16 protein-coding genes and 2 pseudogenes are annotated in these 20,412 nt (G+C 68.2%); 7 read left to right on the top strand and 11 right to left on the bottom strand.

Features of this window, described 5'->3' with window-relative positions; genetic code table 11:
- Window positions 1-500 precede the first annotated feature (500 nt).
- The 6 genes and pseudogenes from puuE to J3S89_RS07430 all read right to left on the bottom strand — a co-directional run.
- A pseudogene (puuE, locus tag J3S89_RS07455) lies at window positions 501-1,397 on the bottom strand (allantoinase PuuE); the annotation flags it as partial.
- 58 nt (window positions 1,398-1,455) lie between these two features.
- Window positions 1,456-2,253, bottom strand: a complete 798-nt coding sequence (locus tag J3S89_RS07450) for a hypothetical protein (RefSeq protein ID WP_217926867.1) — start codon at window positions 2,251-2,253, stop codon at window positions 1,456-1,458.
- A 129-nt stretch (window positions 2,254-2,382) separates the two neighbouring features.
- Complete coding sequence (locus tag J3S89_RS07445; protein WP_217926866.1) at window positions 2,383-3,552, bottom strand: amidohydrolase; 1,170 nt, start codon at window positions 3,550-3,552, stop codon at window positions 2,383-2,385.
- A complete protein-coding gene (locus tag J3S89_RS07440) occupies window positions 3,549-4,898 on the bottom strand; it encodes an aspartate ammonia-lyase (RefSeq protein WP_230489082.1) in 1,350 nt (449 codons plus the stop codon). The genes J3S89_RS07445 and J3S89_RS07440 overlap by 4 nt, the downstream gene beginning before the upstream one ends.
- Entirely contained in the window at window positions 4,895-5,908 is a 1,014-nt protein-coding gene (locus J3S89_RS07435) for an asparaginase (protein ID WP_217926865.1), read from the bottom strand. The genes J3S89_RS07440 and J3S89_RS07435 overlap by 4 nt, the downstream gene beginning before the upstream one ends.
- Before the next feature lie 46 nt (window positions 5,909-5,954).
- Complete coding sequence (locus J3S89_RS07430) at window positions 5,955-7,058, bottom strand: CapA family protein (RefSeq protein WP_217926864.1); 1,104 nt, start codon at window positions 7,056-7,058, stop codon at window positions 5,955-5,957.
- A gap of 223 nt (window positions 7,059-7,281) precedes the next feature.
- Between J3S89_RS07430 and J3S89_RS07425 the strand changes: the two genes are divergently transcribed.
- The gene (locus J3S89_RS07425; protein ID WP_217926863.1) at window positions 7,282-8,601 is read left to right on the top strand and encodes an MFS transporter; all 1,320 of its coding nucleotides are present in this window, start codon (window positions 7,282-7,284) and stop codon (window positions 8,599-8,601) included.
- A 104-nt stretch (window positions 8,602-8,705) separates the two neighbouring features.
- On the top strand, window positions 8,706-9,398 hold the full coding sequence (locus J3S89_RS07420) for a GntR family transcriptional regulator (protein WP_217926862.1): 693 nt from the start codon (window positions 8,706-8,708) through the stop codon (window positions 9,396-9,398).
- A gap of 30 nt (window positions 9,399-9,428) precedes the next feature.
- Here the strand turns inward: J3S89_RS07420 and J3S89_RS07415 are convergent, their stop codons facing one another.
- From J3S89_RS07415 to J3S89_RS07405, 3 genes are read right to left on the bottom strand one after another with little or no spacing between them, the layout of a single operon-like run.
- Window positions 9,429-10,334: a hydroxymethylglutaryl-CoA lyase gene (locus J3S89_RS07415; RefSeq protein ID WP_230489081.1), complete on the bottom strand. Its 906-nt coding sequence runs from the start codon at window positions 10,332-10,334 to the stop codon at window positions 9,429-9,431.
- A 20-nt stretch (window positions 10,335-10,354) separates the two neighbouring features.
- Window positions 10,355-11,578, bottom strand: a complete 1,224-nt coding sequence (locus J3S89_RS07410; protein WP_217926860.1) for a CaiB/BaiF CoA transferase family protein — start codon at window positions 11,576-11,578, stop codon at window positions 10,355-10,357.
- 58 nt (window positions 11,579-11,636) lie between these two features.
- Window positions 11,637-14,036: a transketolase gene (locus J3S89_RS07405; RefSeq protein ID WP_217926859.1), complete on the bottom strand. Its 2,400-nt coding sequence runs from the start codon at window positions 14,034-14,036 to the stop codon at window positions 11,637-11,639.
- A 130-nt stretch (window positions 14,037-14,166) separates the two neighbouring features.
- On the opposite strand from J3S89_RS07405, the gene J3S89_RS07400 reads away from it, so the two are divergent.
- On the top strand, window positions 14,167-14,649 hold the full coding sequence (locus J3S89_RS07400; protein ID WP_217926858.1) for an Lrp/AsnC family transcriptional regulator: 483 nt from the start codon (window positions 14,167-14,169) through the stop codon (window positions 14,647-14,649).
- A gap of 31 nt (window positions 14,650-14,680) precedes the next feature.
- Here the strand turns inward: J3S89_RS07400 and J3S89_RS07395 are convergent, their stop codons facing one another.
- Window positions 14,681-15,724 (bottom strand): cupin domain-containing protein, encoded by a 1,044-nt coding sequence (locus J3S89_RS07395; RefSeq protein WP_217926857.1) that lies wholly within the window; start codon window positions 15,722-15,724, stop codon window positions 14,681-14,683.
- Here J3S89_RS07395 and J3S89_RS07390 point away from each other — a divergent pair.
- Window positions 15,723-15,872 (top strand): hypothetical protein, encoded by a 150-nt coding sequence (locus J3S89_RS07390; RefSeq protein ID WP_217926856.1) that lies wholly within the window; start codon window positions 15,723-15,725, stop codon window positions 15,870-15,872. The two genes, J3S89_RS07395 and J3S89_RS07390, sit on opposite strands and share 2 nt — an antisense overlap.
- Window positions 15,873-15,997: 125 nt before the next feature.
- On the opposite strand, the gene J3S89_RS07385 is transcribed toward J3S89_RS07390, so the two are convergent.
- Window positions 15,998-17,185 carry a 3-hydroxybenzoate 6-monooxygenase gene (locus J3S89_RS07385; RefSeq protein ID WP_217926855.1) on the bottom strand — a complete coding sequence of 396 codons (1,188 nt, stop codon included), beginning with the start codon at window positions 17,183-17,185 and terminating at the stop codon, window positions 15,998-16,000.
- A 734-nt stretch (window positions 17,186-17,919) separates the two neighbouring features.
- Here J3S89_RS07385 and J3S89_RS07380 point away from each other — a divergent pair.
- The 3 genes and pseudogenes from J3S89_RS07380 to J3S89_RS23090 form a co-directional block, all read left to right on the top strand.
- Window positions 17,920-18,780 (top strand): fumarylacetoacetate hydrolase family protein, encoded by an 861-nt coding sequence (locus J3S89_RS07380; protein ID WP_217926854.1) that lies wholly within the window; start codon window positions 17,920-17,922, stop codon window positions 18,778-18,780.
- Between the two features lie 173 nt (window positions 18,781-18,953).
- A complete protein-coding gene (locus tag J3S89_RS07375) occupies window positions 18,954-20,132 on the top strand; it encodes an ABC transporter substrate-binding protein (RefSeq protein ID WP_217926853.1) in 1,179 nt (392 codons plus the stop codon).
- A 154-nt stretch (window positions 20,133-20,286) separates the two neighbouring features.
- Window positions 20,287-20,412, top strand: a pseudogene (locus tag J3S89_RS23090) (branched-chain amino acid ABC transporter permease); the annotation flags it as partial.

The following is a 20,412-nucleotide window of genomic DNA, read 5'->3' as shown; positions in this document are numbered from 1 at the left end:
CACCCCCAGCAAGCCGCCGCATGAACGATGGTGTTCCTGGTGGCTGCCCCAACGGTGAACCCAGGTGCAGTAGTTCGACGACGGCATGTTGGCGGTGGTGCTCGCGGTCGTCGAGGCGCGGGCTCGGTCCGCGAACGCGCTATACATCGCCGCTACACAACAGTCGGCAAGAACGCCAAAACTCTCTTATAATTCAACGATTGTATCCGAGCGGCTTCGTCTCCCTCCCTCTCCGCCATTCCCCCCGATCCCGAGATCGAAGTGCCACGCGGACGTCCTTCGTCCACGCCGTCGCTCTCCGGCGTGACGCAGCCCGCGGTAGATGTTCGCCGCCGCCGTGAGGCGCGCGTCTTCTCCGCGGCCGGTGGCCGCCATGATCCACGGTATCGAACCCCGCGACCGCCCCGGAGAGGCGCACGACGGATGATCGTCGCCGCCGTGACGCGCTCGGAGCCGCCGGCCACGACGAGATCCGCGCCGTCTCTCCGCTCGGGGCCTCAGGGGGACTGATGGTCGCGCCAATGGCGGGCGATCTCGGCGCGCGTGGCGATCCAGACCTTCGGCGTCGCGGCGACGTGATCCAGGAACCGTTCCAACGCCGCCATCCGCCCCGGCCGGCCGGAGATCCGGCAATGGAGCCCGAGCGACATCATCTTCGGCGCGCCGCGTCGACCCTCCTCGAGGAGGACGTCGAACGTATCCTTCAGATAGGCGAAGAACTGATCGCCCGAATTGAACCCTTGCGGCGCCACGAAGCGCATGTCGTTGGCATCGAGCGTGTAGGGAACGATCAGATGCGTCCGTCCCTCGCGCCGGACCCAATAGGGCAGGTCGTCGCAATAGGAATCGGAGGAATAGAGTAGGCCGCCGTGGTCCATCACGATGTCGAGCGTCTGCTCGGAGATCCGCCCGGTGTACCAGCCCGAGGGCGGCGTGCCGGTCACCTCCTCGTGCATCCGGAGAGCCGAGAGGAAATGCGCCGTCTCCTCGGCGCGGGTGAAGTCCTTGTAGTCGATCCATCGCAGACCGTGCGACGCGAGCTCCCAGCCGGCCTGGACCATCGCCGTGACCGCCGCCGGATTGGCGGCGAGCGCCGTCGTCACGCCGAAGACCGTCACCGGCAGGTCGCGCGCCTTCATCGCCCGGAAGATCCGCCAGAATCCGGCGCGGGAGCCGTATTCGTAGAGGGATTCGACGTTGAGGTTGCGTTGCCCCTCGTAGGCGGCGACGCCGACGAGCTCGGAGAGATGGGATTCGGAGACCGCGTCGCCGTAGAGCGGCGATCTCTCTCCTCCCTCCTCGTAGTTCAGCACGATCTGGAGCGCGACGTGAGCGCCCCCCGGCCAGCGCGGATCCGGCGGCGTCGCCCCGTATCCGATCATGTCGCGGTTCTGCATGGCGTCGCTCTCCTCGGTTCGTCGATGACGGATGGATCGTGGTGAAACCGGCCGGGCCTCAGTCCTTCACCGTCGGAACCGGGCCGGAGAAGTCGATCCACGGGTTGGTGCCCAGGATCTCGGCCCCGGCGACGCTCGGGTCGTCGTAGCGCATGCGGAACGTCTTCGGTCCGATCGCATGAGCGACCGTCAGGCCGTGCGGCGCGGCGATGAAGGCGGCATGGGGCACCAGGCCGGCGTAACTCACACGGATCGCCTTTCCGTTCGGCCGCAGCGGTCCGACCGTCAGCTTGACGAGCTCGCCGTCGGTCAGTCTGAAGAACCACACCCACGGTCCGCCGGAGACGACGGTCATGAGTTCGTCGAGCCCGACCCCCTCGTCGGAGGTGTTGACGTGGAACTTCCCGTACTTGGCCTTGGCGATCGGCCGGAAGTCCTCGGGAATGGCCTTCATGTCGAAGAGTTTCGGATAGGGCGTATCGCCGACGTCGGAGGTCGTGAGCGAACCGCCGCGATGGGCTTCGGGCCGCCGGCCGGCCTTCGCGATCTCCTCGAGCAATTGCCCGCGATGCAGCGCGAAGGCCGCCATGACGCGCCGACCCTCCTCCTCGCTCAGCGCCCGGGTCTCGGAGATCCGGACGAGCGGGACCACCGAGGCCGGGATCGCGACGGTGCCGAGATGCGCGCCGATCGGGGCGAGAACCCGGTTCACCGGATCGAGCCCGACCGTCGGAGCGCGCCCGTCGAGATGGGTGATCGTCACGGGCGTGCCCTCCTCGTTCGCGCGCGCCGCGATCGAGGCGGCCGATATGGCGAGGAGGGAAGCGACCGCGAGGCCGGTCATCGTCTTCAACATGTCCGTCGTCTCCTTTCGGCGCGGCGCGACGAAGGCGTCCGCCCGCGATGGTCTCGGCTGTCGCCCGGCCGGCGGCGAGCGGCCGACGCGGGGGGAGGCGGCCCTCGGGGCCGCCGGTGTCGGGGGGATCTAGGCGAGCGGGTGGAGCCGCTCGGACGCCGCGACGGCCAACCGGCACAGGAACGCGATGCCATGGCCGATCGCCGCGTCGGCGAAGTCGAACGCGGGCGAATGGAGCGGCGCGCTGGCGCCGTTTCCGATGAAGACGAAGGCGCCGGGACGCTCCGCCAGGAAATAGGCGAAGTCCTCCGACCCGAGCATCGGCCGGGTCGATCCGTCGACCGCCCGCGCCCCGACGATCGATGCGGCGACCTCGACGGCGAAGGCGGCGCGGCCGGCGTCGTTGACGGTCGCCGGATATTCGCGCGTGGAACGGACCTCCGCCGTGACGCCGAACCCCGCCGCGATCGCGGTCACGGTGCGCTCGATCTCCGTCTCGATCCGCCCGCGCGTGGCCTCGGCGAGCGTGCGGACGGTGCCCCGGATCGTCGCGCGGGCCGGCATGACGTTCTCCCGTTCGCCCGCATGGAAGCAGGTGAGGGAGACGACCGCCGGCTCGAGCGGGTCGATCACGCGCGCCGCGATCCGCTGCACCGCCTGGACGGCGGCCGCCCCGGCCAGCACCACGTCGTCGGCGAGATGGGGCGTGCCGGCATGGCCGCCGCGTCCGGTCAGGGTGATCTCGACCAGATCCGAGGAGGCCATCAGCGCGCCGGCGCGGGTGGCGAAATGCCCGATCGGCAGACCCGGCATCGCATGGAGGCCGTAGATCTCGGCGATGCCGAACCGCTCCAGGACGCCGTCGTCGATCATCGCCTTCGCCCCGGCGCCGCCCTCCTCGGCGGGTTGGAACACGAGCGCGATCGTGCCGGGAAAGTCGCGGGAGGCGGCGAGGCGCCGGGCGGCGCCGAGCACCATCGCGACGTGTCCGTCGTGGCCGCAGGCATGCATCCGTCCGGCGGCGCGGGAGGCATAGGGAAGGTCGGTCCGCTCGCCGATCGGCAGGGCGTCCATGTCCGCGCGCAGCGCCACGGTCCGGTCGGATCGCCCGCGCCCGTGGATCGAGGCGACGATGCCGCAGCGGCCGATCCCGGTCTCGATGGCGTCGACGCCGATCTCGCGGAGCCGATCGACGACGAAGCCCGTCGTCGCCGGCAGGTCGTAGAGAAGTTCGGGGTTGGCGTGCAGGCGCCGCCGCCATTCGGTGGCGAGCCCGACGTCGTCCTTCGTCGCCGTCATCCCTCGCACTCCTCCAGAGCCTCGGCGACGGTCTTGCCGGTCGCGAGCGCGCGCCGGGCGATCGCCGCCGCCTTGGCGTATCCGAGACGGGGAACGAGCTCGGTCGCGGCGGCTGTGCTGCGGTCGAGGTGACGGGCGCAGGCCTCGGCATCGACGGCGATGCCGCGAATGCACTTCTCGGCGAGCGCGCGGCTTCCACGCGACAGGAGGTCGATGGAGGTGAGCACGTTGTACATCATCACCGGCTCCATCGCGTTCAGCTGGAGCTGCGCCGCCTCGGAGGCCAGGGACACCACGAGATCCGAGCCGATCACCTGAAACGCGATCTGGTTCACCATCTCCGGGACGACCGGATTGACCTTGCCCGGCATGATCGACGACCCCGGCTGCATCGGCGGGAGCAGGATCTCGCCGAGCCCGCCGCGCGGCCCGCTCGACAGGAGACGGAGGTCGTTGGCGATCTTCGACAGCTTGATCGCCGTCCGCTTCAACATGCCCGAATAGAGGACGATGCCGCCGGTGTCCCAGGAGGCCTCGACGAGGTCCTGCGCCGGGACGAGGGGGAGGCCGGTGAGTTCGGCGAGTTCGGCGACCACGATGCGGCCGAACGCCTCCGGCGCGTTGACGCCGGTTCCGATCGCGGTGCCGCCGAGATTGACCTCGCGCAGCAGCGCCCCGACCTCCGCGAGCCGCGCCACGTCCTCCCGCAGGGTGACGGCGAAGGCGCGGAACTCCTGCCCGACGGTCATCGCGACCGCGTCCTGGAGCTGGGTTCGGCCGAGCTTGCGCACTTCGGCGAAGGCGCGGGCGCGGCTCTCGATCTCTTCGGCGAGGAGAGCGAGCGCGTCGCGCAGCCGCTCGTTCCCGATCAGGATCGCGATCCGCAGGGCGGTCGGATAGACGTCGTTGGTGGATTGGGAGAGGTTGACGTGGTCGTTGGGATGGATCGTCTCGTAGCGTCCACGCGGAGAGCCCAGCCGGTCCGCCGCGAGATTGGCCACGACCTCGTTCATGTTCATGTTCGAGGAGGTGCCGGCGCCGCCCTGAAGGACGTCGACCGGAAAGGCGTCGCGATGCCGACCGGAGGCGACGTCGTCGCAAGCCGCCTCGATCGGCGCCGCGAGCGCCTCCGGCAGACGGCCGAGACGCCGGTTGGCCCGTGCCGCCGCCTTCTTGACCAGCGCCAGCGCGCGGACGAAGTCGGGGAAATGTCCGATCGGAATGCGCGAGGCGTCGAAATTGGCGAGCGCCCGCGCCGTCTGCGCCCCGTAGAGCGCGTCCGCCGGCACGCGGATCCGGCCGAGCGTGTCGTGCTCCTCACGCGTCGTTTCGTCTTCGAGATTCACGATTTTGCCCCTCGGTTGAAATGGGCCGCGCCGACGCGCGCCCGAAATTCGGCTTCGACCTCGTCCTTCGTGCCGCCCGCCATCAGGAGGAGGGTCAGCAGCAGTCGCGCCTCGAGCCCGCCGAGATCCCCCGCGCCGAGGACACCGGCGGCGAGAAGATCGACCTCCGAGCCGCGATAGCCGTAGGTGCGGCTCAGAACCGGCCCCTCCGCGCAGCGGCTCGCCAGGACCACCGGCATGGCGCGAACGAGATCGCGGATCGCCGGCATCCATCCGGCCGCGACATGGCCGCCGCCCGCGCCCTCGATCACCAGCCCGCGATAGCCGAGATCCGGCAGGGCCCTCAGCATCCGGTCGTCGGCGTCGAGGGCGAAGCGGACGAGCGCCACCGGCATGGCGCGGGAGGGATCGATCGGCGGCATCGCGGCGGCGCGTCCGGCCGGGACGAGGAAACGAACGGCACCCTCGACGATCTCTCCGAGCACGGGCCCCCGGCGCGAAACGAAGGCGGTCGAACGCAGCGTGTGCGTCTTGCGGACCGCCTCGGCGGCGTGGATCTCTCCGGCGAAGACGACCAGCGTCCCCCGGCCCCGGCTCGACGGCGCCGCCGCGACCAGCAGGGCGTCGGCGAGATTGGCGAGCCCGTCGGCGCCGAGACAGTCGGGACCTCGCATCGCCCCCGTCACGACGACCGGCCGATCCTCGGGAACGAGGAGATCGAGGAGAAAGGCCGACTCCTCGATCGTGTCCGTCCCCTGGACGACCACGGCCCCGTCGCAGCCGTCGCCGAACCGGCGGCGGAGTTCGTCGGCGACCCGGACGACGTCGGAGAGGGTCAGCGAGGCGCTCGGCACCTTCATCGGCGACCAGTCCTCGACCGTCACCGGCACCGCGCCCTCGGGGATCCGCCGGAGCAGATCCTCGGCGTCGAGACTGGGCGCGAGGCCGGCCTCGGTCGCCGTCATGGAAATGGTCCCGCCGAGCGAGACGACGAGAATGCGCTTGGACATGGTTCAGCCGCCACTCATGGTTCGCCGGGGAAGGGAGCCGGCCGTCTCACGACCCGGCCGCGACACGCGCCGTCTCGCCGAAGTGAGCGACCGCCCGGGCATCGTCGATCGCCACCTCGGTTCCCATGGTCCGCGACAGCCGCCCGAACCGCTCCAGGACGACACGGGCCGCGGCGGCGTCGTCGACCAGGATGGGCAGACCGGCGGCGTCGCATTCGGTCGCGCGGAACTCGATCGACCGTACGCCGCCCTTCTCGAGCTCGATCCGGCAGACGAGGGACCACGGGTCGATCTGTGCGAAGATCGCCTTCTGCAGCGGATCGGCGTTCGCCCGGTCCTGTTGGGCGATGTGATTGCCGAGGCTGTAGAGGATCGGCTTGCCGAGATGGGTCTCGACGCCGGCGGGGCTGTGCGAGTGATTGCCGAGCACCATGTCGGCGCCGGCCTCGATCAGCGCATGACCGAGCGGGCGTTGATATTCGGCCAGGGGATCGCCGTCCCCGTAGCCCCAGTGGACGCTGACGACGACCGTGTCGACGAGGGGCCGCAGCGCGCGAACCGCGTCGGTGAGCCGGTCGAGGGCGGCCGGGCGCACCTTGCTGCGCACCTTCAGCGGTGCCCCGGGCTCCGTCGCCAGCATGATGGGATGGAGGTCCACCCACTGATCGACCTCGAGCGGCGCGACGCCGGGCCGGGTGTCCGTCGCCGCATAGCCCGGCGGCAGGAGGCAGGAAACGGCGAGAAAGCCGACGCGAAGCCCCTCGATCTCGACGATCTTCGGCGCCAGCGCCTCGTCGATCGTGCGGCCGCCGCCGACGGTGACGACCCCCGCGGCCTCGAGCCCGCCGATCGTCTCGAGGAAGACCTCCGGGCCGAAGTCGCAGGTGTGGTTGGTCGCGACCGTCATGATGCCGAAACCGCAGCGCCCGAGGTCGACGGCGATCGCGGGATCGGCGAGATAGGCGATCGGCGAGTCGGTCCGGTAGCCGGTCCGGCCGAACTGAACCTCGCAGGATCCCCACACCAGAGCGTCCCGCCGGAGATAGTCGAGCGTGCGCTCGTACGCCGGGTCGACCGGCCCCCGATCGTCGAACAACCTGTGACGGATCACGATGTCGCCTGCGGCGGCGAGAACCGGGTGGTGAGGCATTCCCATCTCCATGTTTTTTTGATGCATCATGAAATGCGGAGAATCGGGATGCGAGTCAATGCGAAATCGCGGAATTTTCGACAAGATGGCGATCGAGTGCCGCGGATGCAGGATTTCAGGTCGAGCTCGAACGGAGCCTGGTTGACAATAAAAGTTTTTTTGATGCCTTATGAGTGGAGCGCAGACGCGCCTCTTCATCCGCAGAATCCGGGAGGTTCGAAACATGAGCAGCATTGCGGCGTCGGCGACCGTCGACGCGACCAGTGATCCAGGCCCGATCTACCGAAAAATCGCCTTTCGGCTCATCCCGCTCCTGATGCTCTTGTGGGTCATGGCCTGGGTCGACCGCGTCAACATCAGCTTCGCCAAGCTCCAGATGATGGACGAGCTGAAGTTCAGCGAGGCGGTCTACGGCCTCGGCGCGGGGATCTTCTTTCTCGGCTATCTCGTGTTCGAAGTGCCGAGCAATCTTCTTCTCCAGAAGATCGGCGCGCGCGGCACGATCGCGCGGATCGCGATCGGCTGGGGGGTGACCTGCGCGCTGATGTCGGTGGCCACGACCCCGACGATGTTCTATCTGCTGCGCTTCGTGCTCGGTTCCTTCGAGGCGGGCTTCTTTCCCGGCGTCATCCTCTATCTGACGCTGTGGTTCCCGAGCGATCGCCGCGCCAAGGTCTTCGGCATCTTCATGTCCTCGGTGGCGCTCTCCGGCGTCCTCGGCGGGCCGATCGCCGGCGTCATCATGAGCGAGATGCACACTTGGCTCGGCCTGTCGGGCTGGAAATGGCTCTTCATCGTCGAAGGCATTCCGACCGCGCTGATCGGTCTGTTCAGCCTGTTCTACCTGACCAATCGGCTCGACGAGGCCCATTGGTTGACGCAGCGCGAGCGCGAGATCGTCGCCGACGACCTCGAGCGCGATCGCGCCCGGCTCGGCGACCGGGAGCACGACCTGATGTCGGCGCTGCGCGATCGCCGCCTGTGGCTCTTCACCTTCATCTATTTCTGCATCGTGATCACCAATGCGACGGTCGCCTTCTGGGGGCCGACGATCATCAGGACGGCCGGCATCACCGGCATTTCGACGATCGGCTGGATCATCTCCGGCGCGTCGTTGCTCGGCTCGGCCGGCATGATCCTGAACGGCTTCGTCGCCGATCGCACCGGGCGGCCGTTGATCCTCGGCGTCGTCCTCCTCGTGATCGCGGGGCTCGCGTTCTGCGTCGTCGCCGGTGCCCTCCATCGCTCGCTGGAGATCACCGTCGTGGCCTTCGCCTTCGCGCTCGCCGCCGCCTATTCCACCGTCCCGATCTTCTGGCAGCTCCCCAATCGCCTGTTCGTCGGGACCGCCGCGGCGGGCGGCATCGCCATCATCAACTCGTTCGGAAACCTCGGTGGTTTTCTCGCTCCCTACGCCCTCGGCGTCGCCGCCACGCGCACCGGCGACATCACCGCCGGCCTCGTCGTGGTGGGCGCCGTCGCGGCGATCGCCGCTCTCCGCATCCTGATCACGCGGCGCTTCTTCGCGCCCGGTACGGTTTAGCTGGCGGCGCGATCTCTCCGCCGTCTAATCTGATCGCCGTTCCTTGCGGTCGCCGGCCCCCCGGCGGCCGCGAACCGCTCGGAAAACCGGAGTCTGAAGTCCCGATGACCAGAGAGAGTTCCACGGATCGGATGTCGTTGGGCGAGAGGGTCTACGAGGATCTCCGCGTCGCGATCGTGCTCGGCGAGATCCCGCAGGGCCGGGTGTTCAACGAGGCCGACCTGATGGCGCGCTACAAGGTGAGCACCTCCCCCTTGCGCGAGGCGCTGACGCGACTGCGGCAGGACGGTCTGGTCAAGGTCATTCCGCGACGGGGCTATTCCGTCACCGAGCTCACCCTGCGCGACTTCCACGAACTCGTTCAGATGCGGATGATCGTCGAGGGGGCCGCCGCCGAACTGGCGGCCCCGCACATCCGCGACGAGCACGTTCTGGAGATGCGCCGCCTCTCCTCCGCCACGCTCGTCGTCGGCGACAAGACCAGCTATCGCGTGTTCATGCAGTCCAATCAGTCCTTCCACGAACTGATCGCCTCGGCCTCCGAGAACGGTCGCATCGTCAAGGCGACGAAACAGACCTTCGACGAGATCCAACGCGTCCTCTTCACCGACCTGACCGAAGCGGAAGACGGCAATCTCACCCATGATCACGACGAGATCATCGAGGCGCTCGCCAAACGCGACGGCGCGGCGGCGCGGCGGGCCGTCATCGAGCACATCAAGCAGTCGCGCGACCGCGTGATCCGCAGGATGCTGCGCCGCGACGACGTCCTGGAGCGGATGAGCCTCTTCACCTGAGGCCCGTCGCCGCGTCCGATCGACGATCCCTCACGCGCCGCAGGTCGGGGACCCGCGATCGCCGAGCGCGTCGCGGATGCGCCCGCCGGGCGTCCCGCCGGGGAGGAGGGCGCCGTCACGGGCGACGCTCAGAAGCGCGTCGAGGTCGACGCCGGTCTCGACGCCCATCTGCCGGAACATCCAGACGACGTCCTCGGTCGCGACGTTGCCGGTCGCGCCCGGCGCGAAGGGACAGCCACCGAGCCCGGCGAAGGCGGCGTCGAAGATGGTGACGCCGACGCGCCAGGCCGCGTGGATGTTGGCGAGGCCGAGGCCATAGGTGTCGTGGGCGTGGAAGGCCCATCGATCTTTCTCGGGGAACCGCTCCCGGGCGGCCGCGAAGAGCGCGGCGACGTGATCGGGCGTGGCCTTTCCGGTGGTGTCGCAGAGACAGAGTTCCGCGTCGGGCGCGACGGCGACGAGGCGGTCGAGGAGATCGAGAACGTCGCTCTCGGCCACGCGCCCGGTGAAGGGGCAGTCGAAGGCGGTCGCCACGTCGACGCGGACCTCGACGCCGGCCGGGCGGGCGGCGATCAGACGGGCGCACTCGCCGACCGACTCGGAGGGGTGCCGCCGCACGTTGGAGCGATTGTGCGCCTCCGACACCGAGACGACGAAGACGAGCACCTCGGCCCCCGCCTCGATCGCGGTCGCGCCGTAGCGCGCGTTCGGAACCAGGAACTGGGGCTTGAGACCCGGGATTTCCCGGCAGGCGGCGACGATCGCGCCGACGTCGCGCAGTTGCGGCAGCGCCGTCGGGCTGACGAAGGAGCCGGCCTCGATGCGCTCGAGGCCCGCCGCCGCCAGACGTTTCAGGAAGTCGATCTTGGTCTCGGTCGGGATGAAGGGACCGATGCCTTGGAACCCGTCCCTCGGTCCGACTTCGACGAGGGTCACGGGTTCGCTCTTTGCCACGCTCATCCGATCGCTCCTTCGTCTCTGAGGCTCGAAATCTCCGTCGCCGTCAGGCCGAGGAGCTCGTGGAGTACCTCGTCCGTGTGGGCGCCGACGGCCGGTCCCGTCCAGCGGATCGTCCCCGGCCCTTCCGGCACGTGCGGCACGATGCCCGGATGGAGCAGGCGGCCGAGCAACGGGTCCTCCACCTCGCGCACCATGCCGCGATGGCGGAACTGAACGTCGGCGGCGCAGTCGGCGGCGGTATAGACCCGGGTGTTGGGAATGTCCGCCTCGTTCAGGCGCCGGGTCACCTCCTCGGCCGGAAGACGCCGGGTCCAGGCCGCGATGATCGCGTCGAGCGTCTCGGCATGGGCGACGCGCGCGCGATTGCCCGCGAAGCGGGGATCCTCGGTCAGGTCCGGGCGTCCGATCAGGCGCGAGAGACGAGCGAAGAGCGGCTCGGAATTGGCCGCGATCAGGATCCAGGTGCCGTCGGCGGACGGATAGGCGTTGGACGGGGCTGCGGTCGGGATCGCCGAGCCGGTCGGCTGGCGCACCGTGCCGAGACGGCCGTATTCCGCCAGCATGCCCTCCATCAGGCTGAGGATCGAATCGGTCAGCGCCACGTCGAGGCTGCGCCCCTTGCCGTCGCCGCCGTGACGGTCGCGCTGCCACAGGGCCGAGACGATGCCGAAGGCGGCATAGAGGCCGGCGAGGCTGTCGCCGATCGAGACGCCGACCCGCACCGGCGGCAGGTCCGAGGTGCCGGGTGGATGGTCGGTCAGATGGCGGATGCCGCCCATCGCCTCGCCGATCACGCCGAAGGCGGCGCGATCGCGATAGGGGCCGTCCTGGCCGAAGCCCGAGATGTGGGCGAGGATCAGGTCCGGCCGCGCCGCGCGGAAGGCTTCGTCGCCGAGGCCGAGCCGCTCGAGGCCGCCGGGACGGAAATTCTCCACCACCACGTCGCATCCGGCGGCGAGGCCGAGGATGATCTCGGGCGCCCGCCGCGCCTTCAGATTCATGACCACCGAACGCTTGTTGCGGGCGTGGATCGACCACCAGAGAGACCGTCCGTCGACCTGCGCGCCCCATTGGCGGACCGGATCCCCGCCCGGTGGCTCGATCTTGATGACGTCGGCGCCGAGATCGCCGAGGAGGCGGGTGCAGAACGGAGCGGCGACGAAATGGCCGATCTCCAACACCCTCAATCCGGTCAGGGGACCGCCTGCGCTGGACTTCATGGGTCGTCTCTCTCCGAAGGGGCGGGGAAGCGGGCGGCGGCGGCGCCGCCGCGTGGGGTCAGGGGGCGAAGGTGTGGAGGTGGCGCAGCGGGCGGCCGGGTGTGGCCGCCTGCACGGCGCGCATGATCCCCTCCGCGTCGATGCCGTAGTGGCGGTGGAGGTCGGCGAGCGTGCCGGTCTGGCCGAAACGCTCGACCCCGAGCGCCCGCGTCCGGTGCCCGTGGACCGATCCGAGCCAGCCGAGGGTGGCGGGATGGCCGTCGATCACCGTGATCAGGGCGCAGGAGCCGGGCAGGCCGGCGAGCAGCCGCTCGACGTGGGACGAGGTCGTCGTCCGCCCGTTCTCGCGCGCCGCCTGGGCCGCCGTCCACGACGCGTGGAGCCGATCGGGGGAGGTCACGGCGAGCAGGCCGACGTCGCGGCGGCTCTCGCCGAGGAGGCCGACCGCCCGGATCGCCTCCGGCGCCATCGCGCCCGTGTAGACGACGACCGCCTCGGCGTTCGGACCCGGCCGCCGCATCCAATAGGCGCCCTCGACGATGTCGGCGCGCGTCTCCTCGCTCAGCGTGCGCGAGGGTTGCTCGATCGCGCGCGAGGAGAGACGCAGATAGACCGATCCGCCGGACTTGCCGTCGCGCTGCATGTGCTCGAACGCCCAGCGCATCACCACGGCCAATTCGTCGACGAAGGCGGGCTCGAAATAGGCGAGCCCGTCCTGCGCCATGCCGATCAGCGGCGTCCCGATCGACTGATGCGCGCCGCCTTCCGGCGCCAGCGTGATGCCGGAGGGCGTCGCCACCAGCAGGAAGCGGGCGTCCTGGTAGCAGGCGTAGTTGAGCGCGTCGGCCCCTCGGTAGATGAAGGGATCGTAGAGCGTGCCGATCGGCAGGAGCCGCTCGCCGAAGAGGGAGTGCGAGAGGCCGAGCGCCGAGAGGAGGGTGAAGAGGTTCGATTCGGCGATGCCCAGCTCGACGTGCTGCCCCTTGGGCGAGAAGTCCCAGGTGTAGGTCGAGGGGATCTTCTCCCGCTTGAAGAGATCGGCGATCGCCTCGCCGCCGAAGAGACCGCGCCGATTGACCCAGGCCCCGAGATTGGTCGAGACCGTGACGTCCGGCGAGGTCGTGACGATGCGCTGCGCCAGCGCCGTGTCGCCGCGGCCGATCTCGTTGAGGATCAAGCCGAACCCCGCCTGAGTGGAGAGCGTCTTCTGAACCGGCGCCGGCAGGGCCTCGGGCACGGGAATCGACGCCGCCTGCCCGCGCTCCTTGGCGCGCGCGGCGAAGGGCACCGCCTCGAGGAAGGCCCGGAGATCGCGTTCGCCGGCGCGAAGCCCCTCGAACCGATCCCATTCGTGGCCGGGGCGGATCCCGTGGGCGGCGCGCAGGGCCTCCATCTGATCGGGGAGGAGGAGCCCGGAATGATTGTCCTTGTGGCCCGCGAGCGGCAGCCCGAAGCCCTTGATCGTATAGGCGATGAAGCAGACCGGCCGATCGTGGGTCGCCGCCTCGGCGAAGGCGTCGAGCAGGGTCGGCAGGTCGTGGCCGGCGAGATTGCCCATCAGCCGGGCGAGACGCTCGTCGTCGTGGGAGGCGATCAGCGCGCGCGTCTCCGGCAGATGACCGAGGTCGAGCTCGAGTCGCCGGCGCCAGGCGGCGCCACCCTGGAAGGTGAGGGCGGAATAGAGCTGGTTCGGGCAGGAATCGATCCAGTCGCGCAGCGCGTCGCCGCCCGGCTCGCGGAACGCCGCCTTCATCAACTCGCCGTGCTTGAGGATCACCACGTCCCAACCGAAGGTCCGGAAGATCCCCTCGAAACGCTCCCACAGGCCCTCGCGGATCACCCCGTCGAGGCTCTGGCGATTGTAGTCGACCACCCACCAGGTGTTGCGCAGGCCATTCTTCCACCCTTCGACGAGCGCCTCGAAGATGTTGCCCTCGTCCATCTCGGCGTCGCCGACCAGGGCGATCATCCGTCCCTCGGGCCGCGACGCGCTCCAGTCCTTCGCCGCGAGATAGTCCTGGACCAGCGAGGCGAAGATCGTCTGGGCCACGCCCAACCCGACCGAGCCGGTCGAGAAGTCGACGTCGTCGACGTCCTTGGTCCGCGACGGATAGGACTGCGCGCCGCCGTAGCCGCGAAACCGTTCGAGCTTGTCGCGGGTCTGGTTGCCGAGCAGATATTGAATGGCATGGAAGACCGGGCCGGCATGCGGCTTGACGGCGACGCGGTCCTGCGGCCGCAGCGCGGCGAAATAGAGCGCCGTCATGATCGTCGCCATCGACGCGCAGGACGCCTGATGCCCGCCGACCTTCAATCCGTCCACGTTGGGGCGAAGATGATTGGCGTTGTGGACCGTCCACGACGCCAGCCAGAGCACCTTGCGCTCCAACTCCGTCAGGACAGAAAGCGTCTTCGCGGTGATGTCGTCCGAGGTATTCGAGGTTCGATGCTTGATCATCTTCTTCACCGATCATGACTCGCCGGTCCCGAAAATTAGCAGGACCAGGAGGGCAGTTTCTTGCAAAGTCGGTCTCGAACTGGGTTATGTGAGACCGAATATGCCAACTCGACGCGAAAGAAAGTACGATATGCCGAAATTCAAGCTCGATCGGATCGATTGCAGCATCCTGGCGTTGCTTCAGAAGGATGGTCGGATGACGAACTATGAACTGGCCGACCGGGTCGGGTTGTCTCCCTCGCCCTGCCTTCGGCGGGTGAAGGCGCTGGAGGACGCCGGCGTGATCCGCACCTATGTGGCGCTGGTCGACCCCGACGCCGTGAACCTGCCGGTGAACGTCTTCGTCAACGTCACGCTCGAGCGGCAGGTCGAGGACCGGCTGGATGTCTTCGAGGCGACCGTTCGGCAATGGCCGGAGGTGCTCGAGTGCTATCTCATGACGGGCGAGGCGGATTATCTCCTGCGCGTCGTGGTCCCGGACCTGTCGTCCTACGAGCGGTTCCTCAAGCAGTATCTGACGCGGGTGCCGGGCGTCGCCAGCATCAAGTCCAGCTTCGCACTGAAGCAGGTCCGCTATCAGACCGCCTTGCCGCTCGGCCAATTGGGGGTGTGAGCGGCACGCGACCGCTCACCCTGGGGCTTCCTCAGCCGAAGATCTCGTAGAATCCGAGCTTCCTCTGCATCGGGGCGTCGTCGACGACGAAGAGATGAGCCGGGGTTGTCGCCGAGGCGTTGGCGATCTCGACCTCGGCGTGGGTCGGCACCGCCATCGTGTCGAACGGGTCGAAGGAAAGCTCGACCCCGTCGATCCTCGCCGTGCCCGAACCATCGACGACGTTGATCACGCTCGACGCGGAATGACGCGGGAGACGCAGGGATTCGCCCGGCCGCAGGTGGACCGCCGAGAAGCCGAGGATCGGCATGCATTCCATGCCCGTCTCCGGGTTCACATAGGCGAGCCGGACGGCTTCGCCACGCGGCGTCACGGTGGCGAGATCGGCCAGCGCGCTCTTGACCTCGCGCCACGGGAACCGCACCAGCGGATAGTTCGCGCGCGGCCGCGTCACCGCCGCATAGGGCACGAGACCGGAGCGACGGTAGCGAGTCTGCGACCCGTCCGCTTCGTTGCGCACCGTCTGAGGTTTCCCTTCGATCCCATAGGACGCCTCGAGGGCATAGACCATCGGCAGGTCGAGCGCGTCCATCCAGATGACCGGGCCGGAGCCGGAATGGCCGTGCTCGTGCCAGAGCCCCGACGGCGTGAGGATCAGGTCGCCCGGCTCCATCGGGCACTTCTCGCCCTCGACGATGGTGAAGCCGCCCTCGCCCTCGATGACGAAGCGCACGGCCGACGGCGAATGGCGATGATTGGGGGCGATCTCGCCCGGCAGGATCAGCTGCATGCCGATGTAGATCGACGGCGTCGCCTGCATGTTGTCGAGGCCGAGACCGGGGTTGGCGAGCACCAGCACGCGCCGCTCGGCCTTCTCGATCGGGGTGAGACGCCCGGCTTCGAGCAGCTGCGGGCGGATCTCCTCGTAGCGCCAGAGGATCGGCTTGGTCTTGCGCGCGGGGATGCCGTAGGGCAGGGCGGCGCGCAGCGCCGGCCACAGCGGCACCAGATTGCGGGCGGTCAGGCCCTGGCGATAGTCGAGCGGCAGATCTTCGAGCGTGCCGAGCTGGGACATGGGTTCCTCCGATGAGTTCGTTCCCGCCGGCGGATCGGCGGAGGTCTCGGTCTTCCGCGAGCGGTCGCCCCGGCCGTCCCGTCTCCCCTCGGGGGAGAAGGTGGCGCGCGAGCACCGGATGAGGGGGCGCCGCGAGAGCGGCACCTGAGCATGCGGCCGAAGGCGCGGGACGGCGGACGATGGTCGTGCGGAACCGCCGCATCCCCTCATCCGCCCCTTCGGGGCACCGTCTCCCGCAAGGGGGAGAAGGGTCCTCACCTCCCTCGCGTCACCTCAGACGGTGAGCCCGTTGCCGCCGTAGAGCCACTCGAGGCCGTCGTAGAACTGGGTCGGGCTCTTCGAGCCGAGCCACTGATTGCGGACGAGACGCTCGACGCCCTGGGCATGATAGACCCGGCCGAGCTCACGGCTCGACAGCACGACGCGATAGGCGCGGGGGATCCGCGCGGTCTGATAGGCGAGGAAGGCGGCGTTCAAGTCGCCGTCGTGACGCTCGAGCTCATGGCCGAGGCAGACCGCGTCCTCGAGCGCCATGCACGCCCCTTGCGCGAAATACTGGTGGGTCGGATGGGCCGCGTCGCCGAGCAGGACGACGTTGCCGTCGGTCCAGTTCTCGATCGGGTCGCGATCGGCGAGCACCCAGCGCCGCCAGGTCTTCGGCACCTCGAGCAGGTTGCGCGCCCGCGGAACGACGTTGCCGAAGCGCGAGAGCACTTCTTCCGGCGTGCCCGGCTCGTTCGACCCGACGTTCTCGATGTCGGTGACGAAGGTGGCGACGAGGTTGAAGGTCTTCCAGCCCTGGAGCGGATAGTGGACCATGTGGCACTTCGGACCCGCCCACAAGGCGACCGCGTTCCAGCGCAGATCCTCCGGCATGTCCTCGATCGGCAGCACCGCCCGATAGGCGACGTGGCCGGAGAGCTTCAGCGCATCCCCGCCCGTCATCTGCTCGCGGATCTTGGAACGGACGCCGTCGGCGCCGACGACCGCGTCGCCGTCATAGGTGTTGCCGGCCTCGGTGACGACCTTGGCGCCGGTCGCGGTGGTCTCATAGGCGACGACGCGCTCGTTGTTGACGAGGGTGACGTCGGGATGGGCGCGGCAGCCGTCGTAGAGCACGCCGTGCAGGTCGGCGCGATGGATCACCGCATAGGGGTTCTTGAAACGATCGCGGAAGGGCTGGTCGATCGGGAGATTCGAGATCTCCTCGCCGGACATGCCGTCCATGATGATCAGCTTGTCGACATAGACCGCCTTGGCGCGCCCGGCGTCGCCGACCCCGAGCCAGTCCATGGCGTGGAAGGCATTGGGGCCGATCTGGATGCCGGCGCCGATCTCGCCGAACTGCGGCGCCTGCTCGAGAACGGTCACCGCGTAACCCTTCTTCGCCAGTGCCAGGGCGGCGGAAAGACCGCCGATGCCGCCACCCGCCACCACCACGCTCTGCTTCGCTCTGGACATCCGAACCTCTCCTCTGAGTCGCATTCTCGTTTCTGTCGGTGCGTCGCGCGCCGCCTCCACGCCGGGTGGGAACCACCCCCGGGAGCCGTCCCCGCTCGCGAAATCTTCCGAGGCGCGACCGTCATTCGCCCGCTCGCCGTCGCTCCTCCACGACAAATACGCGAGCTTGGTCGACGCGTCGGGAAGTGCCTCGAATCCCATATAAAATCGGTTAGATAGACCTTTTGACCGCACCTTTCGACCGCCACCGGCGTTCAGAGAAGCGCGATCGTTCCTCTATCTCCTTTTTTGATCCGTACACTGATCTTTTGTGAGGTGTCAAGCGTGTGGGTCGACTCGAATGCGGACCTCGAGGCATGGTGGAGTTTGCGAAATCAGAATAAAAGAACGAGCAAAACGGCGTCTCATGGGGCGGGATCGGATCGCAATCTCAAATAGACATGGTATAAATTTCTCGAAGGCCACAGCTTGACCACTCATGTCGGCATATCGGCGCCGGATCGATGATATGGGCGCCAAAAACGTGTGAAGACATGAAGAAAGCACTCGCTTTCGCCGTGTGGTGTCTCGCCCGGCCGTCGCGAACGGACGACAATCGAAAACAATCCAACAATGGATCGATTGACAGAGTAAGGGGTGACCCGTATGAAGGGGGAAAGAGCAAGGGAGGGTCCGTCGCGCGGTTTCGGCCGTGGGGCTCTCTCGCGACGAACTCATTCCAGGGAGCCGCTTCGATGCGCATCTGCCGATACGACGAGACGAAGATCGGAATCGTGAAGGACGGGGTGGTTCACGACATCTCCCACCTCTCGGATCGGCTCGGCCTTCACGGCTACCCGCTCCCCCGGCACGATCTCCTGATCGCCCGGCTCGACGAGCTCCGCGAGGAGATGGAGGCGGCCGCGTCGTCCGGCGCCGGCATTCCGGTCGGCGCGGTCCGGCTGGAGGCGCCGGTCGCGAACCCCGGCAAGATCGTCGCCGCGCCGGTGAACTACACCAAGCATTTCGACGAGGCTGCGGCCGATCCGGTCACCTTCCCCAAGGTCCATGTCCGCAGCATCCGGGAATCGGGCCTCTTTCTGAAGGCGACGAGTTCGGTCGTGGGGGCGGGGCAGGGCGTTCCGCTGCGCTTCGTCGATCGGCGCACCGACCACGAGGTGGAACTCGCCGTCGTCATCGGCAAGGAATGCGGCTTCGTCCCGGAATCGGGGGCACTCTCGGTGGTGGCCGGCTATTGCATCGGCCTCGACATGACCATCCGTGGCGCCGAAGAACGCAGCTTTCGCAAGTCGCCGGACGGCTACACGGTCCTCGGCCCCTGGCTGGTGACGCCCGACGAGATCGGCGACCCCTCCGCCCTCGAGATGACGCTCGCGGTGAACGGGGAGGTGCGTCAGCACACCAATACGCGCGATCTCATTCTCGGCATTCCGCAGCTGATTTCCCTGGCTTCGGCCTATTTCACGCTCCATCCCGGCGACGTCGTCCTGACGGGAACGCCGGAGGGGGTCGGCGAGGTCCTCGCCGGCGACGTGATCACCGCGACGATCGAAGGGATCGGAACCCTCGAGACCCGCGTTCGATCGACCCCCTGAGGGTCGGACCGGCCCGGGGGAGGGATCCCCGGTGGACCGCTTTCGCCGCCGGCAGCCCGCGTCGTCCCGTCGAGAAGGGAGATCTCGACGATGCGGGTGCCTCGCGCCTCGTCGCGCCGCAGACCGATCAGAAGCCGTTCAAGGCCACATTCAGGAAACTCGGGAGGAAGAACATGTCACGTTGGTTCACCGGACTGCTCTCGGCCGTCGGCCTCTTCGCCGTCACGGCGGCGACGGCCGAGGAGACGCCGATCAAGATCGGCTTCGTCACCACGCTCTCCGGCCCCGCCGCCAGCATCGGCCAGGAACTGGTCGACGGTTTCAAGCTCGGTCTGGAGAAGACGAAGGGGCGCCTCGGCGGCCGTCCGGTCGAGGCTTTCTACGCCGACGATCAGGCCAAGCCCGACATCGGCCGTCAGCACGCCGAGAAGATGGTCGAGAGCGACAAGGTCGACATCCTGACCGGCATCAACTTCTCCAACGTGCTTCTGGCGGCGGCCAAGCCCGCTCTCGACGCCGGCGTCCTCTACGTCAGCGCGAACGCCGGCCCCTCGCAATACGCCGGTCGTCAATGCCACCCGCGCTTCTTCGCGGCGTCGTTCCAGAACGACACCACCAGTGAGGCGATCGGCATCTACATGCAGGAAAAGGGCATCAAGGACGTCTATATCCTCGCCCCGAACTATCCCGCCGGCCGCGACATGGTCGCCGGCTTCAAGCGATACTACAAGGGCGCCGTTCTCGGCGAGGTCTACACCGCCTTCGGCCAGCTCGACTATGCCGCCGAGATCGCCCAGTTGCGCGCCGCGAAGCCGAGCGCGGTCTATTTCTTCTATCCGGGCGGCATGGGCATCAACTTCGTCAAGCAGTACGATCAGGCCGGCCTGAAGGCGCAGATCCCGCTCTACACCGGGGCCTTCGTCGTCGATCAGTCGATCCTGCCGGCGATGGGCGACGCCGCCCTCGGCATCAAGACCGCGACGCTGTGGAGCGAGGATTTCGACAACGTCGCCAGCCGTGAATTCGCCGCCGCGTTCGAGAAGGCCCACGGCCGCATTCCCTCGCCCTATGCCGCCGACGCCTACGACCTCGTCCTCATGCTCGACGCCGCCGTTCGCGCCAACGGCGGGCGCGTCGACGACAAGTCCGCCCTGGCGCGCGCCCTGGAGACGGTGAAGTTCGACTCGATCCGTGGCAACTTCCGCTTCAACACCAATCACTTCCCCATCCTCGACTACTATCTGACCACGGTCGAGAAGGACGCGAAGGGCCGGGTGGTCAACAAGCTCGGCGAGCGGATCGTCCACGATCTGAAGGACAATTACGCCGACATCTGCAAGATGGCGCGCTGAGGCGGGCTCTCGTCGCCGCCGCCGCCGACGCGCGGCGGCGACCGACTCCTCCCGCATTCGACCTTCTCGTGTGGCGCGAGCCGCCTCGGCCGACGGCGGCTCGTCGTCGTTTCGCCGTCCGGCCGGCGCCATTTTGATCGGAGACGTCGCAGACATGACCATCGAGCTCTTTGCGGAGCAGCTTCTCAACGGCGTCCAGTTCGGCGTGACGCTGTTTCTGATGGCGTCGGGGCTGACGCTGGTGTTCGGCATCATGAACTTCATCAATCTGGCGCACGGC

The sequence above is a fragment of the Pinisolibacter aquiterrae genome (assembly GCF_019160155.1).
GTDB lineage: Bacteria > Pseudomonadota > Alphaproteobacteria > Rhizobiales > Ancalomicrobiaceae > Pinisolibacter > Pinisolibacter aquiterrae.
This window is presented reverse-complemented; position numbering and strand designations above follow the sequence as displayed.

Excerpts from the sequence above, each read along its gene's own strand:
- J3S89_RS07450 (WP_217926867.1), bottom strand. The coding sequence starts at position 2,253 with ATGTTGAAGACGATGACCGGCCTCGCGGTCGCTTCCCTCCTCGCCATA.
- J3S89_RS07445 (WP_217926866.1), bottom strand. The coding sequence starts at position 3,552 with ATGACGGCGACGAAGGACGACGTCGGGCTCGCCACCGAATGGCGGCGG.
- J3S89_RS07435 (WP_217926865.1), bottom strand. The coding sequence starts at position 5,908 with ATGTCCAAGCGCATTCTCGTCGTCTCGCTCGGCGGGACCATTTCCATG.
- J3S89_RS07430 (WP_217926864.1), bottom strand. The coding sequence starts at position 7,058 with ATGCCTCACCACCCGGTTCTCGCCGCCGCAGGCGACATCGTGATCCGT.
- J3S89_RS07425 (WP_217926863.1), top strand. The coding sequence starts at position 7,282 with ATGAGCAGCATTGCGGCGTCGGCGACCGTCGACGCGACCAGTGATCCA.
- J3S89_RS07420 (WP_217926862.1), top strand. The coding sequence starts at position 8,706 with ATGACCAGAGAGAGTTCCACGGATCGGATGTCGTTGGGCGAGAGGGTC.
- J3S89_RS07410 (WP_217926860.1), bottom strand. The coding sequence starts at position 11,578 with ATGAAGTCCAGCGCAGGCGGTCCCCTGACCGGATTGAGGGTGTTGGAG.
- J3S89_RS07405 (WP_217926859.1), bottom strand. The coding sequence starts at position 14,036 with ATGATCAAGCATCGAACCTCGAATACCTCGGACGACATCACCGCGAAG.
- J3S89_RS07400 (WP_217926858.1), top strand. The coding sequence starts at position 14,167 with ATGCCGAAATTCAAGCTCGATCGGATCGATTGCAGCATCCTGGCGTTG.
- J3S89_RS07390 (WP_217926856.1), top strand. The coding sequence starts at position 15,723 with ATGGGTTCCTCCGATGAGTTCGTTCCCGCCGGCGGATCGGCGGAGGTC.
- J3S89_RS07395 (WP_217926857.1), bottom strand. The coding sequence starts at position 15,724 with ATGTCCCAGCTCGGCACGCTCGAAGATCTGCCGCTCGACTATCGCCAG.
- J3S89_RS07385 (WP_217926855.1), bottom strand. The coding sequence starts at position 17,185 with ATGTCCAGAGCGAAGCAGAGCGTGGTGGTGGCGGGTGGCGGCATCGGC.
- J3S89_RS07380 (WP_217926854.1), top strand. The coding sequence starts at position 17,920 with ATGCGCATCTGCCGATACGACGAGACGAAGATCGGAATCGTGAAGGAC.
- J3S89_RS07375 (WP_217926853.1), top strand. The coding sequence starts at position 18,954 with ATGTCACGTTGGTTCACCGGACTGCTCTCGGCCGTCGGCCTCTTCGCC.